The organism is Streptomyces sp. ISL-100 (assembly GCF_018614615.1).
Classification (GTDB): Bacteria; Actinomycetota; Actinomycetes; order Streptomycetales; family Streptomycetaceae; genus Streptomyces.
Genome location: NZ_JAGGOK010000004.1, coordinates 150,406 through 166,707 on the forward strand (window position 1 = coordinate 150,406; position 16,302 = coordinate 166,707).

Consider the following 16,302-nt stretch of genomic DNA (forward strand, 5'->3'; position numbering starts at 1 on the left):
TTCCCCGCCGGATCGCAGAAAAGGTGCCGAGCGCCGAAAATGGCGTGTGAACAGCCGAGCTCTTCGACGGCTACCAGGCAGACTCCGAGCAGTGAGGACCGCACCGATGAGCGAGCAGCCACCGGCCCCTTCCCAGGCAGAGGGCGAGCGCGAAGGCGAGATCCACGAGGACCTGCACCAGACGACCCCTTCACAGGCGGAGGGCGAGCGGGACGACGACAACGACGAGCAGGAGTCGCAGACGCCTGCCCCCGAGTAGTCGCCGCGGCGAATCGCCGCGGCGACGGAGGGGACGGAGGGGACGGCGGAGGGTTCGCGAGGTGCCACCGCGGACATGGACACGCCCATGAACACGGCTGAGATCATCGGCCGGCTGCGCGCGAGCGACGTCGACCGGGACACACTGGACGCCCTCGCCCTCACGGTCGAGCGGCTGTGCTCGCAGTACGCCCGCATGCCGAGCGATTACCTGCTGTCGGAGGGCCGCGCCTGGTCGCGCCTGCTTGCCGGGGTGCGGACGCGGCGACTGACCGCGTCTCAGCACCGGGAGGTTCTGGTGCAGTCGGGGATGCTGGCGCTACTGGTGGGCTGTGTCGCGTACGACTCGGGTTCCTGGGCCGGTGCGGAGGCAGCCCGGCAGCATGCGCTCTCCTTGGCCAGCCAGGCCGGCCATCCCCCGATCGCGGGATGGGGCCACGAGATGCGCGCCTGGTTCGCGTTGACCCGCGGCGACCTGCGGGCAGTGATCGCAGCCGCGGAAGAGGGCATCGCGGCCGCGCCGCATACGGGCGCCGGGGTGCAGTTGCGGGCGCAGCAGGCCAAGGCGTGGGCGCGGATCGGCGACCGCCCTGAGGTCGAGTCCGCCCTTGATTCCGGCCGCCGCCTCCTGGCGGAACTAGGTCTGCCGGAGAACCCGGGCAACCACTTCAGCGCCGACCCGGCGAAGTGGGACTTCCACTCCATGGACTGCTACCGCGAGCTCGGTGAGGACCGGCTCGCGGAGAATCTTGCCCGCGAGGTGCTGCGGGCCGGCATCGATCGCGACGGTACGGAACGCTCACCGATGCGGAACGCGGAGGCGTACGTAACCCTCGGTGTTGTTGCCGCCCGGCAAGGTTCGCTCGACGAGGCCGTGGCCTTCGGGATGAGGGCCCTCGGCGGGGACCGGCAGTGCCTGCCGTCCCTGTCCATGGTCACGGAAGGCCTCGGCGCCGCCCTGGCCCAGCAGAATCCGCGGCATCCCGGCGTACGCGACTTCCTCGGCCATCTGCGAACTCCAGCGTCAGGCGGAGTCAGGCAGTGTGAGCCTTGATCAGGTCTTCCAGTGACGTGTCCTGCGGGAGCTGGCCTCCCGGTGTCAGCTTGTCCACCGCCTGCGGCAGGACCTGAGCGAGCTGGTCGGCAGCCACATCCGTGGGCAGCCCCGCTTGCTGCGCCACCCCCTGGAGCGTGTCCGGCGGCAGCGCCTGTGCGAGCTGTTCGCCGTCGATCGGCTCGTTGGCGCCCGCTGCGACCCATGAGTGGGCCTGATGCCCCAGGCCTCCCTCGCCGAGCGCTGCCAGCAGGCCGTCGAGCGGATTACCGCTCCCCGCCGTGCTGCCGCCGAGCGAGCCGAGCAGCGAGCCGAGGAGATTCGCCTTTCCGTCGCCTCCCCCCAGCAGCCCTCCGAGCAGACGTCCCAGATCCTCTCCCGCCACGGTCAACCCCTTCCTCGTGCCGTCGTGCCTCGTAAACAAGCCGGTGGGGGCGTGAGCGGCCCCCGGCCGATGGTGCCATTCGGCCGCCCACAGTGCTTTCGGCTACCCGAAAAGTCACCCGTATACCGGCGAGCACTACGCCGATCGCTGACCGCCGCGAGCCTCATTCCGCCCGGAGGGAGAGACTGGAGAAATCGTGGACCTGGAAAGCATCACCGATGAGCTGTACGGGCTGGCCCCGGCCGACTTCACCGCAGCCAGGAATGAGCGGGCGGCGGCGGCCCGTACAGCGGGCGACCGTGAGCTGGCCGCGCGGATTCAGGCGCTGCGGCGTCCGGCGCTGTCGGCCTGGGCCAGCAATCTGCTCGTACGCCGGCAGCCTGAGCAGGTCCAGCCGCTGCTCAGCCTCGGCGAAGGCATGCGCCAGGCCCATCGTGATCTCGACGGTGAGCAGTTGCGCGAGCTCGGCCGGCGCCAGCACGACCTGGTGGGCGCGTTGGGCAGGCAGGCGAAGCAACTGGCCGCCGATGCCGGACACCCGGTGAGCGAGGACGTACAGCACGAGGTGGAGCGCACGCTGCACGCCGTCCTGGCGGACCCCGACGCCGCGCGGGAGTGGGCGGCGGGCCGGCTCACCAAACCGCTCAGCCCGCCGGTCGGGTTCAGGGAAGCGGAGGGCGAGGTCGCGGCGCTGGCCGAGCAGTTGAAGGAGGCCAAAGAGCGGCAGAAGACTGCCCGCCAAGGGATCGTGACAGCGCGGGACCGCGCCCGGGAAGCCCGCACGGCGGCCCGCAAAGCGCGCCGCCGCGCCGAGGACGCCGTGAAGGCCGACGGCCGGTGACCACCGGTGGCTTGGCCGGTCACCGGCCGACAGGAGAGCTCAGGCAGCGGCCGGGGCCAGTTCCGCGCGGCCGAAGAGAAGCGCGTAGCCCCTGGGCAGGCCCGCGGTGATGCGCCGCGTGAGGTCGTCGCCCACGCAGTCGGCCACGACGCCGAGTACGGAACTGACGCCCCAGCGCGCTGCGGGGGCGGTGAGTCCCCCCAGTCTCGCGGCGACGGTGTCGACGAACTCCGGCGCGGTCAGGGAATGGGCGGCCGGCGTCTGGCGGGCGAGGATGACGGCCGCCTCCACAGGCAGCAGGCGCACCAGTTCGCGACGTTCGTCGCCATTGGTGTGTGTGCCCAGCACAGTCAGTACGGTGCGCAGGACGCGCTCCGCCTCGGCGTCGGTGGCGTACTGCCCTGAGGCGTGGACCTGCTGTACGAGTTCGTTCCACCGCATCACTGTGGCTACCTGCCTCTCTGCTGTTTTTACCAATCCTCACGGAGTCGGAATGGCGTCCTGACGGTGTCGGGACACTGTCCGGTTGGTGTCCGAGTGGTGTCCGAATTCAGCATGCCCCCTCTCCGGGGCGCCAGCACCTTATGGCTGGGGACGCCCGAAAAGGAGGTCATAACCCGGAGGCAGCTGTAGCAGGACGCGGCGCATCAATTCGTCGTCGGTGGCATCGGCCACCACGCTGAGGACGGCGCTGACGTCCCATTTCGCGGTCTCCTCCGTGGCGCCTTCGATCCAGGCCGCTGTCGCCCGCACGAACCGCTGCGCCGTAAGGGGCTCGGCGGCCGGTAGCGGGTTGAGCAGCAGGAGCGCGCACGTCTCCGGCAACCGCGCGGCGAGCTCGGCCCGCTCGGAGCCCACGACGTGCGCACCCAGGAGCGCGATCACCACGCGGGTCGCCCGCTCGGCTTCCTGCCGTGAGGAGTACTGGCCGCGCTCCTGGACGGCGGCCAGGAATGCATCCCACTTCATCACCATGCCGCCGGCCTTTCCTCGTACGTAACTCCTGCTGTGTGAAGTGCGCCCACTGCCGCGCGGACGGAAGCGGACGCCAGGGGGCGGGACCTGGACTGCGGGCCCGGTCCCGCCCCTTACTGGGTCAGCCGCTGATCTGCTTCGGGGCGCCTCCGCCGGTGATGGAGATCTTCCGCGGCTTGGCCTGCTCCGCGACCGGAATGGTCAGGCGCAGCACTCCTGCGTCGTACGACGCGTCGATGCGCTCTGTATCCAGGGTCTCACCGAGGAACATCTGGCGGCTGAAGGAACCCGTCGGGCGTTCCGCGATCAGGACTTCCGCGTCCTCTCCCGCGTGGGAGCTGCGCTCGGCCTTCACGGTCAGCACGTTCCGCTCGACGTCGAGGTCGATCGACTCGGGGTCCACACCGGGCAGGTCCACTTCGACAACGAAGGTGTCACCGTCGCGGAAGGCGTCCATCGGCATGGCCGTCGGCCTCGCGGCGGTGCCGACCAGCTGCTGGGTGAGGCGGTCGAGCTCGCGGAAGGGGTCGGTACGCATGAGCATCATCGGTCACTCCTTTCCCGGATACGGGATGCACATGGCGACAACATCTATATAGCTCGCGGCAGCAAAGTTGACAACCCCGCGCTCAATTTTTGAGGTACGGCGACGGCCCCGACGCCGGGCGCCGGGGCCGCTCTCGCCGTACAGCCGTCATCCCGGCTTGATGCGGCCGCGCCAGCCCCCGGACTCGCCTCCTTGGTGCTCGATGAACTCCTTGAAGCGCCGCATGTCGCCCTTGACGCGCCGGTCGATCATGCCGGTCATATCGGCGGTCTTTTCCGCCGCTCCACTCGCTTCGACGTCCATCACGAGCTCCACCCGTGTGTGCGTCTCGTCGAGGCGCTGGAACCTGACCATGCCCTTCTGCTGCGTATCGCCACTAGTGGTACGCCAGGTGATCCGCTCGTCGGGGAGCTGGTCGACGATCTCGGTGTCGAATTCCCGCTGTACTCCCCCGATCTTCGTGGTCCAGTGGTTGTGACGGTCGTCGATCTGCCTGACCTCCTCAACCCCCTCCATGAAATTCGGGAACTCCTCGAACTGCGTCCACTGGTTGTAGGCGGTGCGGACGGGGACGTCGACCTCTACCGTCTCCTTCACCGTGCTCATCTGCGCCTCCTCCTGAGTGACGCACGGCAGCGTGCCTGCCGCGCGGATCTTGGCACCTTGGTGCGGGTACCCGATGACCGCGTCCCTAGTCGAGCGTCTCCTCGGGCAGTTCGCGCGACCGGCCGACACGCAGCCGGCCCCGGAGCTTGTCCACCAGCGGGTACTTCTCCCGCTGCTCACGGGACTGCCGGTCCAGCTCCTCCACCAGCCTCATGGACCGCTTCTCCACGTCCAGCTCGTCCAGGATCCGGTCGATCTCGGCCAGCAGCGCTCCGTGCAGCTGCCACTGGCGGGGGTGTTCCTGGACGCCGTCGAGGAGGAGGTGAGCGACGATCTCGCGGCTGGCGCGGCTGGCGGCGAGCTCCTTGTTGAGCCGTACCTCCGCCTCTTCCGCGTTGGCGCTGACCTGCGTGGTGATCAGTACGGCGAAACTCTCGATCGCCCGGGACATGTGGATGAACAGCTCCCGCAGGGCGGTGGCGATCTCGGTGGGGAAAAGCGGCTCGTCCGTCCGCTCCTTGGCGAGGTCGGTCAGGGTGCGGCACGCCGTGCGGAGCACCACCGCTGAGATCTCCAGGGTGTCCAGGCCTGTGCGCAGAACGATCCGGAAGAGCAGGCCCTCCTTGACGCGGGGGTTCAGGCGCAGGCTGTCCTCGGCCTGCCGCAGGGACGCGTCCACTTCCACGATGTCGTGATCCAGCCGACGTGCCGCGTGCAGAACCTCAGCGGCCTCCGCGACGGTGGTGTGGCCGCGCACCTGGTCACCGAGACGCATCAGCAAGTCCCGCATGCGGCCCGCGAGACCCTCGATGGCCGCACTGGCGGGCTGCACCCACACCGGAGGCGCGAACAGGACGTTGAAAAGCAGCCCGACGACCGCCCCGATCAGCGTCTCCAGCACCCGGTCCCAGGCCGTCGCCGCCACTCGCGTCACACCCAGCACCAGCATGGCGCTGATCGCCACTTCGGGGACGAACTCACCGGCCTTCACGAAACGGCCGATGGTCAGCGAGGCGAGGATGATGAGCCCGAGGCTCCACCAGCTCAGCCCGACCAGGGAGCTGAAGCCGATGGCGATGACCACCCCGGCCACCACCGAGTTCATGCGGCGCATGCTGGTGGTGAGCGTCGCGTAGAGGGTGACCTGGACGACCAGCAATGCGGTCAGCGGTGCGGTCAGCGGCGCCGGTTCGCTGCTGAGCATCAGGGCGACGACGTAGGAGATCACCGCGGCTACGGTGGACCGCACGGTCTGTACGACCACGGGTTCTTTGTGCCGCCGGACGAGGTTCAGCAAAGGGTCGGTAACTTCAGGCACCCTTAGCTTGTTCCCGCTCTCCTCTCACACAGGCGCCATCGGCCGTCAATCACCCGTGCGCTCAGTCGTCGAGGGTGATGCGCAACTTGGCGTAGTCGCCGTAGAAGACCGCCTCCGCCTGTCCCTCGGCATCCGAGTACTTGCCGGTGCCGCCGGTGATCGCCGCGTCGCCGCCGTACGAGCAGGAGCGGCGGTGGTCGACAGTGCCGCTCAGGGTAATGCTGCCGTGGTCGGTGCGCAGCACGCTCTGGCACTGCGCGACGACAGCGTCAGGGGTCACCTCGACAGCGCTGCAGTGGGCCGTGGCGTCACCGATCTTCTTACCGCGCTTGCCCTTCTTGAACTCGTACAGGTAGGCGTACGACATCCAGTCAGCGCCCTTGCGCAGGGAGCTCGCCATGGTGTCCGAGTGCTTGTGCGCAAGCCAGTTGAGCACCTTGACCTTGGAGTCCGCCTTGGACTCGGCCTCGGGGGCGGGGGCTGCCGCCTGTGCGGTGAAGGTGAGGACACTCGTGGCGGTCATCGCCATGGCAACGGTGGTCAGGGCGGCGGACAGCTGTCGGGCACGGATACGGAGCATGGAACCTCCAGGAGATGAGAGGGGGCGAAAGCGCGAACCCACCTCAACGCCTGGAAGGAGTTTCAGGTGACTGCCACGTGTGAGGGTCACCCACCTGGTTGCGGACTGTCACCTCTTCGGCGCCCGGAAGGTGACACCCAGTCACTTCCCGATTCCGGCGGGAGACGCACGCGTGCCGTGCGCTCCGGCTCGTCCCGGCGCGCATCCCGCGCGGCTCGACCGATGACTGGATACCGTAACAAACCGGACCAATCGTCGAGCAGGAGAGAGCGAAACCATGGCGGCACTACCAGAGGGCACCCCGTGCTGGGCCGACGCGATGTTCACCGATGTGGAGGGCGCCAAGAGTTTCTACGGCGACGTGCTGGGCTGGACCTTCGGTGAGAGTGCGACGGAGTACGGCAACTACACGCAGGCGTACTCGGACGGCAAGGCGGTGGCGGCCGTCGTCCCGCCGATGCCCGGCCAGGAGAGCCAGTCGGCCTGGTGTCTGTACCTCGCGTCGCCCGATGTGGCCGCCACCGCCCGGAAGATCCGTGACAACGGCGGGGAGATGGTGATGGAGCCGATGGAGGTCGGCGACTTCGGCTCCATGCTGATCGCGAAGGATCCCAGCGGTGCCACGTTCGGTGTCTGGCAGGCGGGCAAGCACGAGGGCTTCGAGAAGCGCGGCGAGCCGGGCGCGTACGCCTGGGCCGAGGTCTTCACGCGCGCCCCGGAGAAGTCGGACGCCTTCTTCCCCGCCGTCTTCCCGTACAGCGTGCAGCGGATGGAAGACGACGCGATGGACTTCAAGGTCTTCAACGTGGGCGACGACACCGTGCTGGGGAGGATGAAGATGACGGACGAGTTCCCGCCGGAGATCCCGCCGTACATCCAGGTGTACTTCACCGTCGACGACTGCGACGCGGCGGTGTCGAAGGCGACCGAGCGCGGCGGCGAGCTGCACTTCGGGCCGATGGACAGCCCGTTCGGCCGGTTCGCGGCGCTGACCGATCCGCAGGGCGCGGCGTTCGCCGTGATCGACATGAAGACGACGAAGGGCGAGATGCCGAAGATGTCGGCTGCCTGACTTCAGCCCCTGGCCCTGCACCTCTGGCCCCGACCACCGGTACGCGGCGGTCGGGGCCAGAGGGTCGCGGCACCCTGTCGGGTCAGGCCGCTGGGGCCGGGTAGGTCGGGTACTCCACCCCGGATACGTGCTGGACAACGCGGATGACCTGACACGAGTAGCCGAACTCGTTGTCGTACCACAGGTAGAGGATCGCGTCGTCGCCCTCGACCTTGGTGGCGCCGGCATCGACGATCGAGGAGTGGCGCGAGCCGATGAAGTCGCTCGAGACCGCGTCGGGAGCGCTGGTGAAGTCGATCTGGCGCTTGAGCGGCGAAGTCAGCGACACGTTGCGGAGGTAGTCGAGGACTTCCTCGCGGGTGGTCTCGCGGCCGAGCCGCAGGCTGAGGATCGCGATCGAGACGTCCGGCACCGGGACGCGGATCGAGCTGCCGGTGATCGGCGCCTTGAGATCGGGCAGCGCCTTGGCCACGGCGGAGGCGGCACCGGTCTCGGTGATGACCATGTTGAGCGGCGCGGAGCGGCCGCGGCGGTCGGCCTTGTGGTAGTTGTCCAGCAGGTTCTGGTCGTTGGTGAACGAGTGGACGGTCTCCACGTGGCCGCGCAGCACACCGTACTCGTCCGCCATCGCCTTCAGTGGCGGGACGATCGCGTTGGTGGTGCAGGACGCACAGGACAGGATCTGCTCGTCCGGCTTGATCGTGTCGTGGTTGACGCCGTGCACGATGTTGGGGACGTCGCCCTTGCCCGGCGCGGTCAGGACGACCTTGTCGATGCCGGGGCGCAGGTGCTTCGACAGGCCCTCGCGGTCGCGCCACTTGCCGGTGTTGTCGATCAGGATGGCGTCCTTGATGCCGTACGCCGTGTAGTCGACCTCCGACGGGTCGTTGGCGTAGATCACCTTGATCTCGTTGCCGTTGGCGATGATCTTGCTGTTCGCCTCGTCGACGGTGATCGTGCCCTGGAACTGACCGTGGATGGAGTCGCGGCGCAGCAGCGAGGCACGCTTGACGAGATCCTCGACGGCCCGGCCGCCGCCCCCGCGGACGACGATGGCGCGCAGTCGCAGTCCGTTGCCGGAGCCGGCCTTCTCGATGAGCAGGCGGGCGACGAGGCGGCCGATGCGGCCGAACCCGTACAGGACGACGTCGCGCGACTCGCAGCGCTCGATCTTGTTGGCACCCGTGGCGCCGGCGACGGCCTCGGCGGTGAACTCCTCCACCGAGAGACCGCGGTCGTCCGTCTTGTACGTCGCGGCGAGCATGCCGATGTCGATCTGGGAAGGACCGAGATCGAGCGCGGTAAGAACCTGCAGGAACGGCAGAGTCTCGGTGACCGAGAGTTCACCACCGGCCATCTGCCGGGCGAATCGGTGGGTCTTGAGGATGCTGACCACCGACTTGTTCACCAAGGAGCGGCTGTGAAGCAGGACCGTGACGTCCCGCTCCCGGTGCAGCTTCCCGATGATGGGGATCATCGACTCCGCGATCTCCTCGCGGTTTTTCCAGTTGGTGAACGAGTCATCATTGACAGTCACAGGTTTATCTTTCGAGCTAGGCGGCGCTCATATGCTAACCCCCCGCTACTTTGATCATTCAATCGGGGGCACCAGGGCGAGCACAGGGCGATCCACCCGCACGGCGCCGCGGACACAGCCGCCGCCCGGCCTTGCTCTGAGCATGGCCGGGCGGCGCGGAGACTACTCGCGGCGCGGTGACTACTTGTGGCGCGGTGCCTCCTTGTGGCGCGGCGACTCCTTGTGGCGCGGCGACTTCTCGTCGACGTTGACGCACTCGTTGCCGGCGGCCGGGTTGAGCGCGGCGATGATGTTGACGGTGTTGCCGCAGACGTTGATCGGGGCGTGGATCAGAATCTGGATGAGGTTGCCCGAGAGGACACCGGGTGAGTACTTCGCCTTGCCCTCGGCGTAGGCGTCCGCCGTGGCGGAGCCCGCGCCGCCGAGGACGGCGGCAGCGGCCAGGGCAGTGGCGGCGATCGCGGTGCGGATACGCATGTGGCTCTCCTAGAGAAGGATTGGGCACGCTCGTGCGCGCCCCCAGGACAGGTGCCCCCTGACGCATGGTCAGCTACGCGTTCCCACCCGGACGGACGCGGATGTTCACGCACATGCGCGCAAGCAGACACAGACGGGGGCACCAAGGGCGTCACTCCGGCCCTTAATAGAGTGCTCATATGACCGAGAAGTGGTGCTCGTCCGACGCCGGAGTCATGCGGTTGCCCTCCGGCCTGCTCGTGCGCGGCCGGGGGCTGCGTCATCCGCTTCCCCCGGGGCCGCCCCCGACCTTCGCCGTTTACCTCCTGGGCAAGCAGCCGCCCGCGACCCCGTGGGAAGCCCGATGGCTGCGCTGGCCGGACTTCCGGCTTCCGCACGACCGCGGCCAGGCACGGGACGTACTCCGGGAAGCCTTGCGGCGGGCAGCCGCCGAGCGCGTGGAGATCGCCTGCGGCGGCGGTCGCGGGCGTACGGGGACGGCGCTGGCGTGCCTGGCCGTCCTGGACGGGGTGCCGGCGGACGAGGCTGTGACGTACGCCCGTCAGCACTACCACCCGCGCGCGGTGGAAACTCCCTGGCAGAAGCGCTTCGTCCGGCGCTTCGGCGACGGCGGGTAGTCGCACTCTTTGGCGATACGGCCAAAGGGCGGCCGGGGTTTTTGGCGCGTACGGCGAACATCCGTGCCCGCGCCTTCCCCATCATCTGCCCATGCAGACAAGAGCGCGCCTCATACGACGCCAACAAGTATCCGGGACCGCCGACGAAAGCAGTCCGCTGCGCCGCACCATGGGCCTGTGGCAACTCACCACGCTGAGCATCGGCGCGACGCTCGGCACCGGCATTTTCGTCGTGCTCGGTGAGGCGGTCCCGCTGGCCGGTCCGGCGATCGTCGTGTCCTTCGTCCTCGCCGGGCTCACAGCGCTCTTCTCAGCCCTCTCCTACGCCGAGCTGGCCGGCATGATCCCGAACTCCGGATCGTCGTACAGCTACACCTACGCCACCCTCGGCGAGCTCGTCGCCTGGATCTGCGGCTGGTGTCTGATCCTGGAGTACGGCGTCTCCGTCGCGGCGGTGGCAGTGGGCTGGGGCCAGTACGTCAACGAGCTCCTTGAACTCACCGTCGGCCTGTCCCTCACCGACACCGGCCCGGTCAACCTCCCCGCCGCCGCGGTCGTCCTCCTCGCCACAGCCGCCCTGCTCGGCGGCGCCCGCGAGAGCGCCCGCGTCAACACGGTCATGGTGGGCATCAAGTGCGGCGCGCTGATCCTCTTCTGCGCGGTCGCCTTCACCGCGTTCCGGGCCGGGAACTTCCAGCCGCTCTTCCCGCTCGGCGCGGCCGGCATGAGCGCGGGCGCGGCCACCCTGTTCTTCTCGTACATCGGCTTCGACGCCGCCTCCACGGCCGGTGACGAGGCGAAGAACCCGCAGCGGGACCTGCCGCGCGCGATCATCCTTTCGCTCGTCCTGATCACCGTCCTGTACGTCCTGGTCGCCGTCGCCGCGCTCGGCGCGATGAAGTGGCAGGCGTTCGAGGGTACGGAGGCAACGCTCAGCAAGGTCCTCGTCCAGGCGGTCGGCGGCGGCACGCTGTGGCCGGTCCTGCTGTCGTTCGGCGCGGTCGTCGCGACCACAACTGTCGTGCTCGCCGTCCTGTACGGGCAGACCCGCATCCTGTACGCCATGTCCCGCGACGGCCTCGTCCCGTAACTGTTCAGCCGTGTCCACCGGCGGACCGGCGTGCCCCGCGCCAACACCCTGATGGTGTCCGGGTTCATCGCGCTGCTCGCCGCGCTCGTCCCGCTCGGCAGCCTCGCCGACGCGACCTCCATCGGCACGCTGTTCGCGTTCGGTCTGGTCAACATCGCCGTCGTCGTGCTGCGCAGGCGCCGGCCGGACATGCCGCGCACGTTCCGCGTTCCGTGGGGGCCGGTCCTTCCGGTCCTCGGCACGGTCTGTTGCGCGTACACGATGGCCAGTCTCGGCGCGGACACCTGGGCCGCTTTCGGCCTGTGGATGGCGGTTGGGCTGGGGATCTACTTCTGTTACGGAATCCACCGTTCGAAGCTGGAGACGGCAACCCTGGACACGGCAGTCCTGGAGACAACGATCCCGAAGGACGGGCCCCGATGACCACTCTCGACCTGACCGCCGATGTCGTGGCACTGACCCGCGCGTTGGTCGACATCCCCTCCGAGAGCGGCCGCGAGGGCGTGCTCGCGGACACCGTCGAAGCGTCTCTCCTCGCCCTCGGCCACCTCACCGTCGACCGGATCGGCCACTCGGTGGTGGCGCGTACGACGTGCGGCCGGCCCGAACGGGTCATCATCGCCGGGCACTTGGACACCGTCCCGGTCAACGGCAATCTCCCGTCGCGGCTGGTGGACGACAGGGTGTACGGCCTCGGCGCGTGCGACATGAAGGGAGGCGTCGCCGTCGCCCTTCGTCTCGCCGCGCGGCTGACCCGGCCCGTACGCGATGTCACCTTCGTCTTCTACGAGTGCGAGGAGATCGTCAGCAACCGCAACGGCCTCGCCCGCATCCTCGCCGAGCGGCCCGAACTCCTCGTCGCCGACTCGGCGGTCCTCATGGAGCCGAGCGACGCGGGCATCGAGGCCGGCTGCCAGGGGACGCTGACCGCCGAGATCACGGTACGGGGAGAGCGGGCGCACACGGCGCGTTCCTGGATGGGCGTCAACGCCGCCCACAAGGCAGCCACGCTGCTGCGGCGGCTTGACGAACACGTCAGCGCGGAGGTGGTGATCGGCGGGCTGGTGTACCGCGAAGGGCTGAACGCCGTAGCCGTACGCTCCGGGGTCGCCGGCAATGTCGTCCCGGACGAGTGTGTGGTCACCGTCAACCACCGTTTCGCGCCGAGCCGTTCGGCTTCCCAGGCCGAGGCGTACGTGCGCGGTCTCTTCCCCGAGTACGACCTGAAGGTGACGGACGTCGCGGCGGGCGCCATGCCCGCCACGACCACCCTCACCGAGGTGCTGGACGTCGAACCCCGCCCCAAGCTGGGCTGGACGGATGTCGCGCGCTTCACCGAGCTGGGCATTCCCTCCCTGAACTACGGCCCCGGCGATCCGACGCTCGCGCACACGGCCGGGGAGTTCGTACCGGTCGCCCAGCTCCGTGCGTGCGAGGCGACGCTCACGCGGTGGCTGAGCCTCTGAGTCGCGCGAGGGTACGGAGCTGCAGCCACAGCACCAGTCGCTCGTCGGGGTCGTCGAGGTCGAGTGCGAGGTGGTCCCTGGCCTGCTTGAGGCGGTAGCGGCAGGTGTTGGGATGGACGGCGAGGAGCGCCGCCGCGCGCGCCATGTCGCAGCCCGCGTCGAGGTAGGCGATGAGGGTGCGGGCGTAGTCGGTGCCGTGGTCGCGGTCGTACGCCAGGACGTCCCGCCAGGGGCCCGCGTTCAACTCCTCGCGATCGCCCAGCAGTTCGGTGAGGCGGTGGAGGACGATGCGGGCGCGCAGCTCGTCGGCGGCGGCCACGGCGTCCTCGGTCACCCGCAGCGCGAGGTCGGCGTCGGACCGTGAGGCGCCGGCCTTCGCGAGCCCGGGGACGGCCGGGCCCAGCGCGGCCCGGACCGCGATCCGCAGAGCCTGCCCGGCCCGGGCTGTCACGTCCTCGGCGAACCGCTTCTGGCCCGGCCCGTCCGGCAGCAGGGCATAGACCGTGCCACCGAGCAGGACGCACGCGCGCCGCCCGTAGCGGGCCTCGCACTGGAGCCGTACGAGATCGAGAAGCCGCAGCGCGGTCTGCTCCCCGGCGGCCGGGGCGAGCTGCCCGGCCGCCGCGAAGGACGCCACCCGTACCGGCTCGCTCTCACCGAAGCCGAGAGTGCGGGCCGCGCCCGCCGCGTCGGCTGTGCCTTCGAGGACACGGCGCAGCAGATCGCCGTACTGGTGACGGGCCAGCTCCTCGGCGGCGCGCGCCCGCAGCAGGTGCAGGGCGGCGGTGGCGGCGCCTCGCTCCAGCAACTCCTCGGCGCCGTCGGCGAGTTGTCCGTGTCCACGACCCAGATCGAGCCGAGCGTCTCGCCGCCGGCACGTACGGCCAGCGCGAGCCGTCCCGACTGACCGCGGATCGCCGGCAGTCGCACGGCGCCCGGCGCGGCGAAGACGATCCGGTACTGCTCGCTGTTCTCTGGACTGCCCGGAACCTGCCGGCCGAGGATGCCCTGCCGCCGGTCCTCGTCGACGGCCTGCGTCTGGAGCGCCGAGTACGCGAGGACCCGCTGGGCCGGGTCCTCGATGACGGTCGCGCCGCCGATGGCCGCGGCGAGCGCGCCCGCGAGGGCGAAGAGATCGCCGTGCGCGGCGCCGCCCGCGGCCGCGCCGAGTGCGGAGGCGAGCTGGAGGTGCAGGCGGTGCCAGGAGACGTTCGGGTCGACGGCCAGTACGCCGATGCCCGGCGCGGGGTGCGCCCGGCCGCGTACGACGACTGCCGTGCAGCCCGCCTCGGCGGCCGCGGCGTACGGCGCGTCCTCGGCCCGCACTCCCACGGCGAGCAGCAGTCCGCCCGGCGTGCGCGGGACCGGGGCCTGCGCGTCGTACAGCAGCACCTCGCTCACGGGCGCCGCGAGCCCGGCGGGCGGCGGGGCGACGACGCTGAGGCTCGACTCGCCGAGTGCGTCGAGCACCTGCCCCAGTGTGCAGTTTTCCATTCTGTACGCCCCCTTCTTGGCCGATCTCACAATACGGGGGCGGGGTGAGGCGCCGAGACTCGGTGGCATGACGATCGAGATCCGGACCGTCGGCACGGCCGACGTGTCCGCCATCAGCGCGGTGAGCCGCTTCTTCGCCGAGGTGTGGCAGACGCCGCCGGCGAATCCCCCGTACCCGGCGGAAGTCCTGCAGAGCCTCGTCCACGCGGGCGGCGCCGTGCACGCGGCGTACGACGCCACCGACGCCACCGACGCAGACCGGCTCGCCGGCGCGACGGCCGCTGTCTTCGGGCCGCCCGCAGAGCGGTCCGTGTACTCCTTGGTGGCGGCGGCCGGCGCCTCCGACCGTGGCACGGGTTTCGCTCTCAAGCAGGCCCAGCGAGAGTGGGCGCTCGGGCGCGGCGCGCACACCATGCGCTGGACCTTCGACCCGCTGATCGGCCGGAACGCCCGCTTCAACCTGGTGAAGCTGGGCGCCACCGCCCCCGAGTACGAGGTCGATTTCTACGGCCCGATGGCTGACGGCGTGAACGACGGCGACGAGAGTGACCGGCTCACCGCCGTCTGGGACCTGCGCTCGCCACGCTCGTACGACGCGACGGCCGAGGACCGTACGGGAGCGGCACTCCTGCGCGACGCGCCCGACGGCGGGCCACTCGCCGTGCGTACCGGCGACCGGATCTGGTGCCGGGCGCCGGACGACTTCGCGGCGATGCGCGCCAAAGCGCCGGACGAGGCGCTGCGCTGGCGGCGGGCCGTGCGCGAGGTGTTCACCGCGGCCTTCGCCGAGGGCTTCGCGGCGACGGGGATGTCACGCGACGGCTGGTATCAGCTCACGCCCGCGAGCGCCGGGGAGGGCGCGGCCGCATGAAGATCGAACACGTTGAGCTGCTGCATGTGGCCATTCCGCTGGTCACTCCTTTCCGTACCTCCTTCGGCACGATGACGAGCAAGGACACCTTTCTGCTCCATGTCGTCACGGACGCGGCGGAGGGCTGGTCGGAGTTCGCGGCCGACCCGGAGCCGCTGTACTGCTCGGAGTTCGTGGCCGGCGCGCAGATCGTGCTGCGCGACTTCCTGATCCCGCGCGTCGCCGCGCTGCCCCGGCTCACGGCGGCCGGGGTGGCGCCCGCGACCGCGAAGATCAAGGGGCACCAGCTGGCGAAGGCCACCCTGGAGACGGCTGTGCTCGACGCCGAGCTGCGCGCCCACGGCATGTCGCTCGCGACGTACCTCGGGGCGGTCCACGACCGTGTGCCGGCGGGGGTCTCGGTCGGCATCAAGGAGTCTGTCCCGGCTCTGCTCGACGACGTGGAGCGGTATCTCGGGGAGGGCTATCGCCGTATCAAGCTCAAGATCGAACCGGGTTGGGACGTCGAGCCGGTACGGGCCGTGCGCGAGCGGTTCGGGGACGCGCTCCCGCTCCAGGTCGACGCGAACACCGCCTACTCCCTCGCGGACGCCGAACACCTGCGCAGACTCGACGAGTTCGGGCTGCTCCTCATCGAGGAGCCGCTGGACGAGGACGATCTGTACGCCCACGCACGCCTCCAGGAGCGCATCGCGACACCGGTCTGCCTCGACGAGTCGATCCACTGCGCGCGCGACGCGGCGGCCGCCATCGCGATGGGCGCGGCGCGGGTCGTGAACGTGAAACCCGCCAGGGTCGGCGGCTATCTCGAAGCCCGCCGGATCCACGACGTGTCGGCCGCGCACGGTGTGCCCGTCTGGTGCGGCGGCATGCTGGAGACGGGAATCGGCCGCTCCCCCAACCTCGCGCTGGCCGCGCTGCCCGGCTTCGCCCTTCCCGGGGACACCTCCGCGTCATCCCGGTACTTCGCCGAGGACATCACCGAGCCGTTCGTCCTCCACGACGGTTACCTGCCTGTGCCGACGGGGCCCGGCATCGGCATCGAGCCGCTGGCGGACGCCCTGCGGCGATTCACGCGCGCTCGGCAGACGCTGTGGGGCGAGTGAGGTGACAT

At 69.8% G+C, this 16,302-nt stretch carries 19 protein-coding genes and 1 pseudogene; 9 read left to right on the forward strand and 11 right to left on the reverse strand.

Annotation, left to right across the window (positions count from 1 at the left end):
- Nucleotides 1–106 precede the first annotated feature (106 nt).
- Nucleotides 107–259 (forward strand): hypothetical protein, encoded by a 153-nt coding sequence (locus J7E89_RS02975; RefSeq protein ID WP_214967923.1) that lies wholly within the window; start codon nucleotides 107–109, stop codon nucleotides 257–259.
- Between the two features lie 75 nt (nucleotides 260–334).
- Nucleotides 335–1,312: an XRE family transcriptional regulator gene (locus tag J7E89_RS02980; protein ID WP_214967925.1), complete on the forward strand. Its 978-nt coding sequence runs from the start codon at nucleotides 335–337 to the stop codon at nucleotides 1,310–1,312.
- Here the strand turns inward: J7E89_RS02980 and J7E89_RS02985 are convergent.
- A complete protein-coding gene (locus J7E89_RS02985; RefSeq protein ID WP_214967927.1) occupies nucleotides 1,293–1,697 on the reverse strand; it encodes a YidB family protein in 405 nt (134 codons plus the stop codon). The genes J7E89_RS02980 and J7E89_RS02985 overlap by 20 nt on opposite strands.
- A gap of 196 nt (nucleotides 1,698–1,893) precedes the next feature.
- Here J7E89_RS02985 and J7E89_RS02990 point away from each other — a divergent pair, with 196 nt between their 5' ends.
- Nucleotides 1,894–2,538 (forward strand): hypothetical protein, encoded by a 645-nt coding sequence (locus tag J7E89_RS02990; RefSeq protein ID WP_214967929.1) that lies wholly within the window; start codon nucleotides 1,894–1,896, stop codon nucleotides 2,536–2,538.
- Between the two features lie 39 nt (nucleotides 2,539–2,577).
- Here J7E89_RS02990 and J7E89_RS02995 read toward each other — a convergent pair whose 3' ends face one another.
- The 6 genes from J7E89_RS02995 to J7E89_RS03020 all read right to left on the reverse strand — a co-directional run bounded on the left by J7E89_RS02995 (nucleotide 2,578) and on the right by J7E89_RS03020 (nucleotide 6,564).
- On the reverse strand, nucleotides 2,578–2,979 hold the full coding sequence (locus J7E89_RS02995; RefSeq protein WP_214967931.1) for a DUF2267 domain-containing protein: 402 nt from the start codon (nucleotides 2,977–2,979) through the stop codon (nucleotides 2,578–2,580).
- A 141-nt stretch (nucleotides 2,980–3,120) separates the two neighbouring features.
- Nucleotides 3,121–3,513 carry a DUF2267 domain-containing protein gene (locus J7E89_RS03000; protein WP_214967933.1) on the reverse strand — a complete coding sequence of 131 codons (393 nt, stop codon included), beginning with the start codon at nucleotides 3,511–3,513 and terminating at the stop codon, nucleotides 3,121–3,123.
- Nucleotides 3,514–3,634: 121 nt separating this feature from the next.
- Nucleotides 3,635–4,060: an Hsp20/alpha crystallin family protein gene (locus J7E89_RS03005; RefSeq protein WP_285439189.1), complete on the reverse strand. Its 426-nt coding sequence runs from the start codon at nucleotides 4,058–4,060 to the stop codon at nucleotides 3,635–3,637.
- Between the two features lie 147 nt (nucleotides 4,061–4,207).
- A complete protein-coding gene (locus J7E89_RS03010) occupies nucleotides 4,208–4,666 on the reverse strand; it encodes an SRPBCC family protein (RefSeq protein WP_214967936.1) in 459 nt (152 codons plus the stop codon).
- 85 nt (nucleotides 4,667–4,751) lie between these two features.
- Complete coding sequence (locus tag J7E89_RS03015) at nucleotides 4,752–5,984, reverse strand: aromatic acid exporter family protein (protein ID WP_214967938.1); 1,233 nt, start codon at nucleotides 5,982–5,984, stop codon at nucleotides 4,752–4,754.
- A gap of 61 nt (nucleotides 5,985–6,045) precedes the next feature.
- A complete protein-coding gene (locus J7E89_RS03020) occupies nucleotides 6,046–6,564 on the reverse strand; it encodes a hypothetical protein (RefSeq protein WP_214967941.1) in 519 nt (172 codons plus the stop codon).
- Nucleotides 6,565–6,841: 277 nt separating this feature from the next.
- Between J7E89_RS03020 and J7E89_RS03025 the strand changes: the two genes are divergently transcribed.
- Nucleotides 6,842–7,636, forward strand: coding sequence for a VOC family protein (locus J7E89_RS03025; protein ID WP_214967944.1), 795 nt, complete (start codon nucleotides 6,842–6,844; stop codon nucleotides 7,634–7,636).
- A gap of 82 nt (nucleotides 7,637–7,718) precedes the next feature.
- On the opposite strand, the gene J7E89_RS03030 is transcribed toward J7E89_RS03025, so the two are convergent.
- Together J7E89_RS03030 and J7E89_RS03035 are read right to left on the reverse strand one after the other, a co-directional pair.
- Nucleotides 7,719–9,173: a glyceraldehyde-3-phosphate dehydrogenase gene (locus J7E89_RS03030; protein ID WP_214967947.1), complete on the reverse strand. Its 1,455-nt coding sequence runs from the start codon at nucleotides 9,171–9,173 to the stop codon at nucleotides 7,719–7,721.
- A 180-nt stretch (nucleotides 9,174–9,353) separates the two neighbouring features.
- Complete coding sequence (locus tag J7E89_RS03035) at nucleotides 9,354–9,650, reverse strand: chaplin (RefSeq protein WP_214967949.1); 297 nt, start codon at nucleotides 9,648–9,650, stop codon at nucleotides 9,354–9,356.
- Between the two features lie 179 nt (nucleotides 9,651–9,829).
- Between J7E89_RS03035 and J7E89_RS03040 the strand changes: the two genes are divergently transcribed.
- The 3 genes and pseudogenes from J7E89_RS03040 to dapE all read left to right on the forward strand — a co-directional run bounded on the left by J7E89_RS03040 (nucleotide 9,830) and on the right by dapE (nucleotide 12,823).
- Nucleotides 9,830–10,267: a protein-tyrosine phosphatase family protein gene (locus J7E89_RS03040; protein ID WP_214967952.1), complete on the forward strand. Its 438-nt coding sequence runs from the start codon at nucleotides 9,830–9,832 to the stop codon at nucleotides 10,265–10,267.
- 91 nt (nucleotides 10,268–10,358) lie between these two features.
- Nucleotides 10,359–11,780, forward strand: a pseudogene (locus tag J7E89_RS03045) (amino acid permease).
- Nucleotides 11,777–12,823 carry a succinyl-diaminopimelate desuccinylase gene (gene dapE / locus J7E89_RS03050; RefSeq protein ID WP_214967954.1) on the forward strand — a complete coding sequence of 349 codons (1,047 nt, stop codon included), beginning with the start codon at nucleotides 11,777–11,779 and terminating at the stop codon, nucleotides 12,821–12,823. The pseudogene J7E89_RS03045 and the gene dapE overlap by 4 nt, the downstream one beginning before the upstream one ends.
- Here dapE and J7E89_RS40515 read toward each other — a convergent pair.
- Together J7E89_RS40515 and J7E89_RS42270 are read right to left on the reverse strand one after the other, a co-directional pair.
- Nucleotides 12,801–13,274 (reverse strand): PucR family transcriptional regulator, encoded by a 474-nt coding sequence (locus J7E89_RS40515; RefSeq protein WP_374196776.1) that lies wholly within the window; start codon nucleotides 13,272–13,274, stop codon nucleotides 12,801–12,803. The genes dapE and J7E89_RS40515 overlap by 23 nt on opposite strands.
- Nucleotides 13,271–14,317: a hypothetical protein gene (locus tag J7E89_RS42270; RefSeq protein WP_374196777.1), complete on the reverse strand. Its 1,047-nt coding sequence runs from the start codon at nucleotides 14,315–14,317 to the stop codon at nucleotides 13,271–13,273. The genes J7E89_RS40515 and J7E89_RS42270 overlap by 4 nt, the downstream gene beginning before the upstream one ends.
- Nucleotides 14,318–14,384: 67 nt before the next feature.
- On the opposite strand from J7E89_RS42270, the gene J7E89_RS03060 reads away from it, so the two are divergent.
- Nucleotides 14,385–15,188, forward strand: a complete 804-nt coding sequence (locus J7E89_RS03060) for a chorismate synthase (protein ID WP_214967957.1) — start codon at nucleotides 14,385–14,387, stop codon at nucleotides 15,186–15,188.
- Nucleotides 15,185–16,294 (forward strand): o-succinylbenzoate synthase, encoded by a 1,110-nt coding sequence (menC, locus tag J7E89_RS03065; RefSeq protein WP_214967961.1) that lies wholly within the window; start codon nucleotides 15,185–15,187, stop codon nucleotides 16,292–16,294. The genes J7E89_RS03060 and menC overlap by 4 nt, the downstream gene beginning before the upstream one ends.
- Nucleotides 16,295–16,302: the final 8 nt, after the last annotated feature.

Excerpts from the sequence above, each read along its gene's own strand:
- J7E89_RS03020 (WP_214967941.1), bottom strand. The coding sequence starts at position 6,564 with ATGCTCCGTATCCGTGCCCGACAGCTGTCCGCCGCCCTGACCACCGTT.
- J7E89_RS42270 (WP_374196777.1), bottom strand. The coding sequence starts at position 14,317 with ATGGAAAACTGCACACTGGGGCAGGTGCTCGACGCACTCGGCGAGTCG.
- J7E89_RS02975 (WP_214967923.1), top strand. The coding sequence starts at position 107 with ATGAGCGAGCAGCCACCGGCCCCTTCCCAGGCAGAGGGCGAGCGCGAA.
- J7E89_RS03035 (WP_214967949.1), bottom strand. The coding sequence starts at position 9,650 with ATGCGTATCCGCACCGCGATCGCCGCCACTGCCCTGGCCGCTGCCGCC.
- J7E89_RS03000 (WP_214967933.1), bottom strand. The coding sequence starts at position 3,513 with ATGGTGATGAAGTGGGATGCATTCCTGGCCGCCGTCCAGGAGCGCGGC.
- J7E89_RS02995 (WP_214967931.1), bottom strand. The coding sequence starts at position 2,979 with ATGCGGTGGAACGAACTCGTACAGCAGGTCCACGCCTCAGGGCAGTAC.
- J7E89_RS03040 (WP_214967952.1), top strand. The coding sequence starts at position 9,830 with ATGACCGAGAAGTGGTGCTCGTCCGACGCCGGAGTCATGCGGTTGCCC.
- J7E89_RS03025 (WP_214967944.1), top strand. The coding sequence starts at position 6,842 with ATGGCGGCACTACCAGAGGGCACCCCGTGCTGGGCCGACGCGATGTTC.
- dapE (WP_214967954.1), top strand. The coding sequence starts at position 11,777 with ATGACCACTCTCGACCTGACCGCCGATGTCGTGGCACTGACCCGCGCG.
- J7E89_RS03060 (WP_214967957.1), top strand. The coding sequence starts at position 14,385 with ATGACGATCGAGATCCGGACCGTCGGCACGGCCGACGTGTCCGCCATC.
- menC (WP_214967961.1), top strand. The coding sequence starts at position 15,185 with ATGAAGATCGAACACGTTGAGCTGCTGCATGTGGCCATTCCGCTGGTC.
- J7E89_RS03010 (WP_214967936.1), bottom strand. The coding sequence starts at position 4,666 with ATGAGCACGGTGAAGGAGACGGTAGAGGTCGACGTCCCCGTCCGCACC.
- J7E89_RS03005 (WP_285439189.1), bottom strand. The coding sequence starts at position 4,060 with ATGATGCTCATGCGTACCGACCCCTTCCGCGAGCTCGACCGCCTCACC.
- J7E89_RS02980 (WP_214967925.1), top strand. The coding sequence starts at position 335 with ATGGACACGCCCATGAACACGGCTGAGATCATCGGCCGGCTGCGCGCG.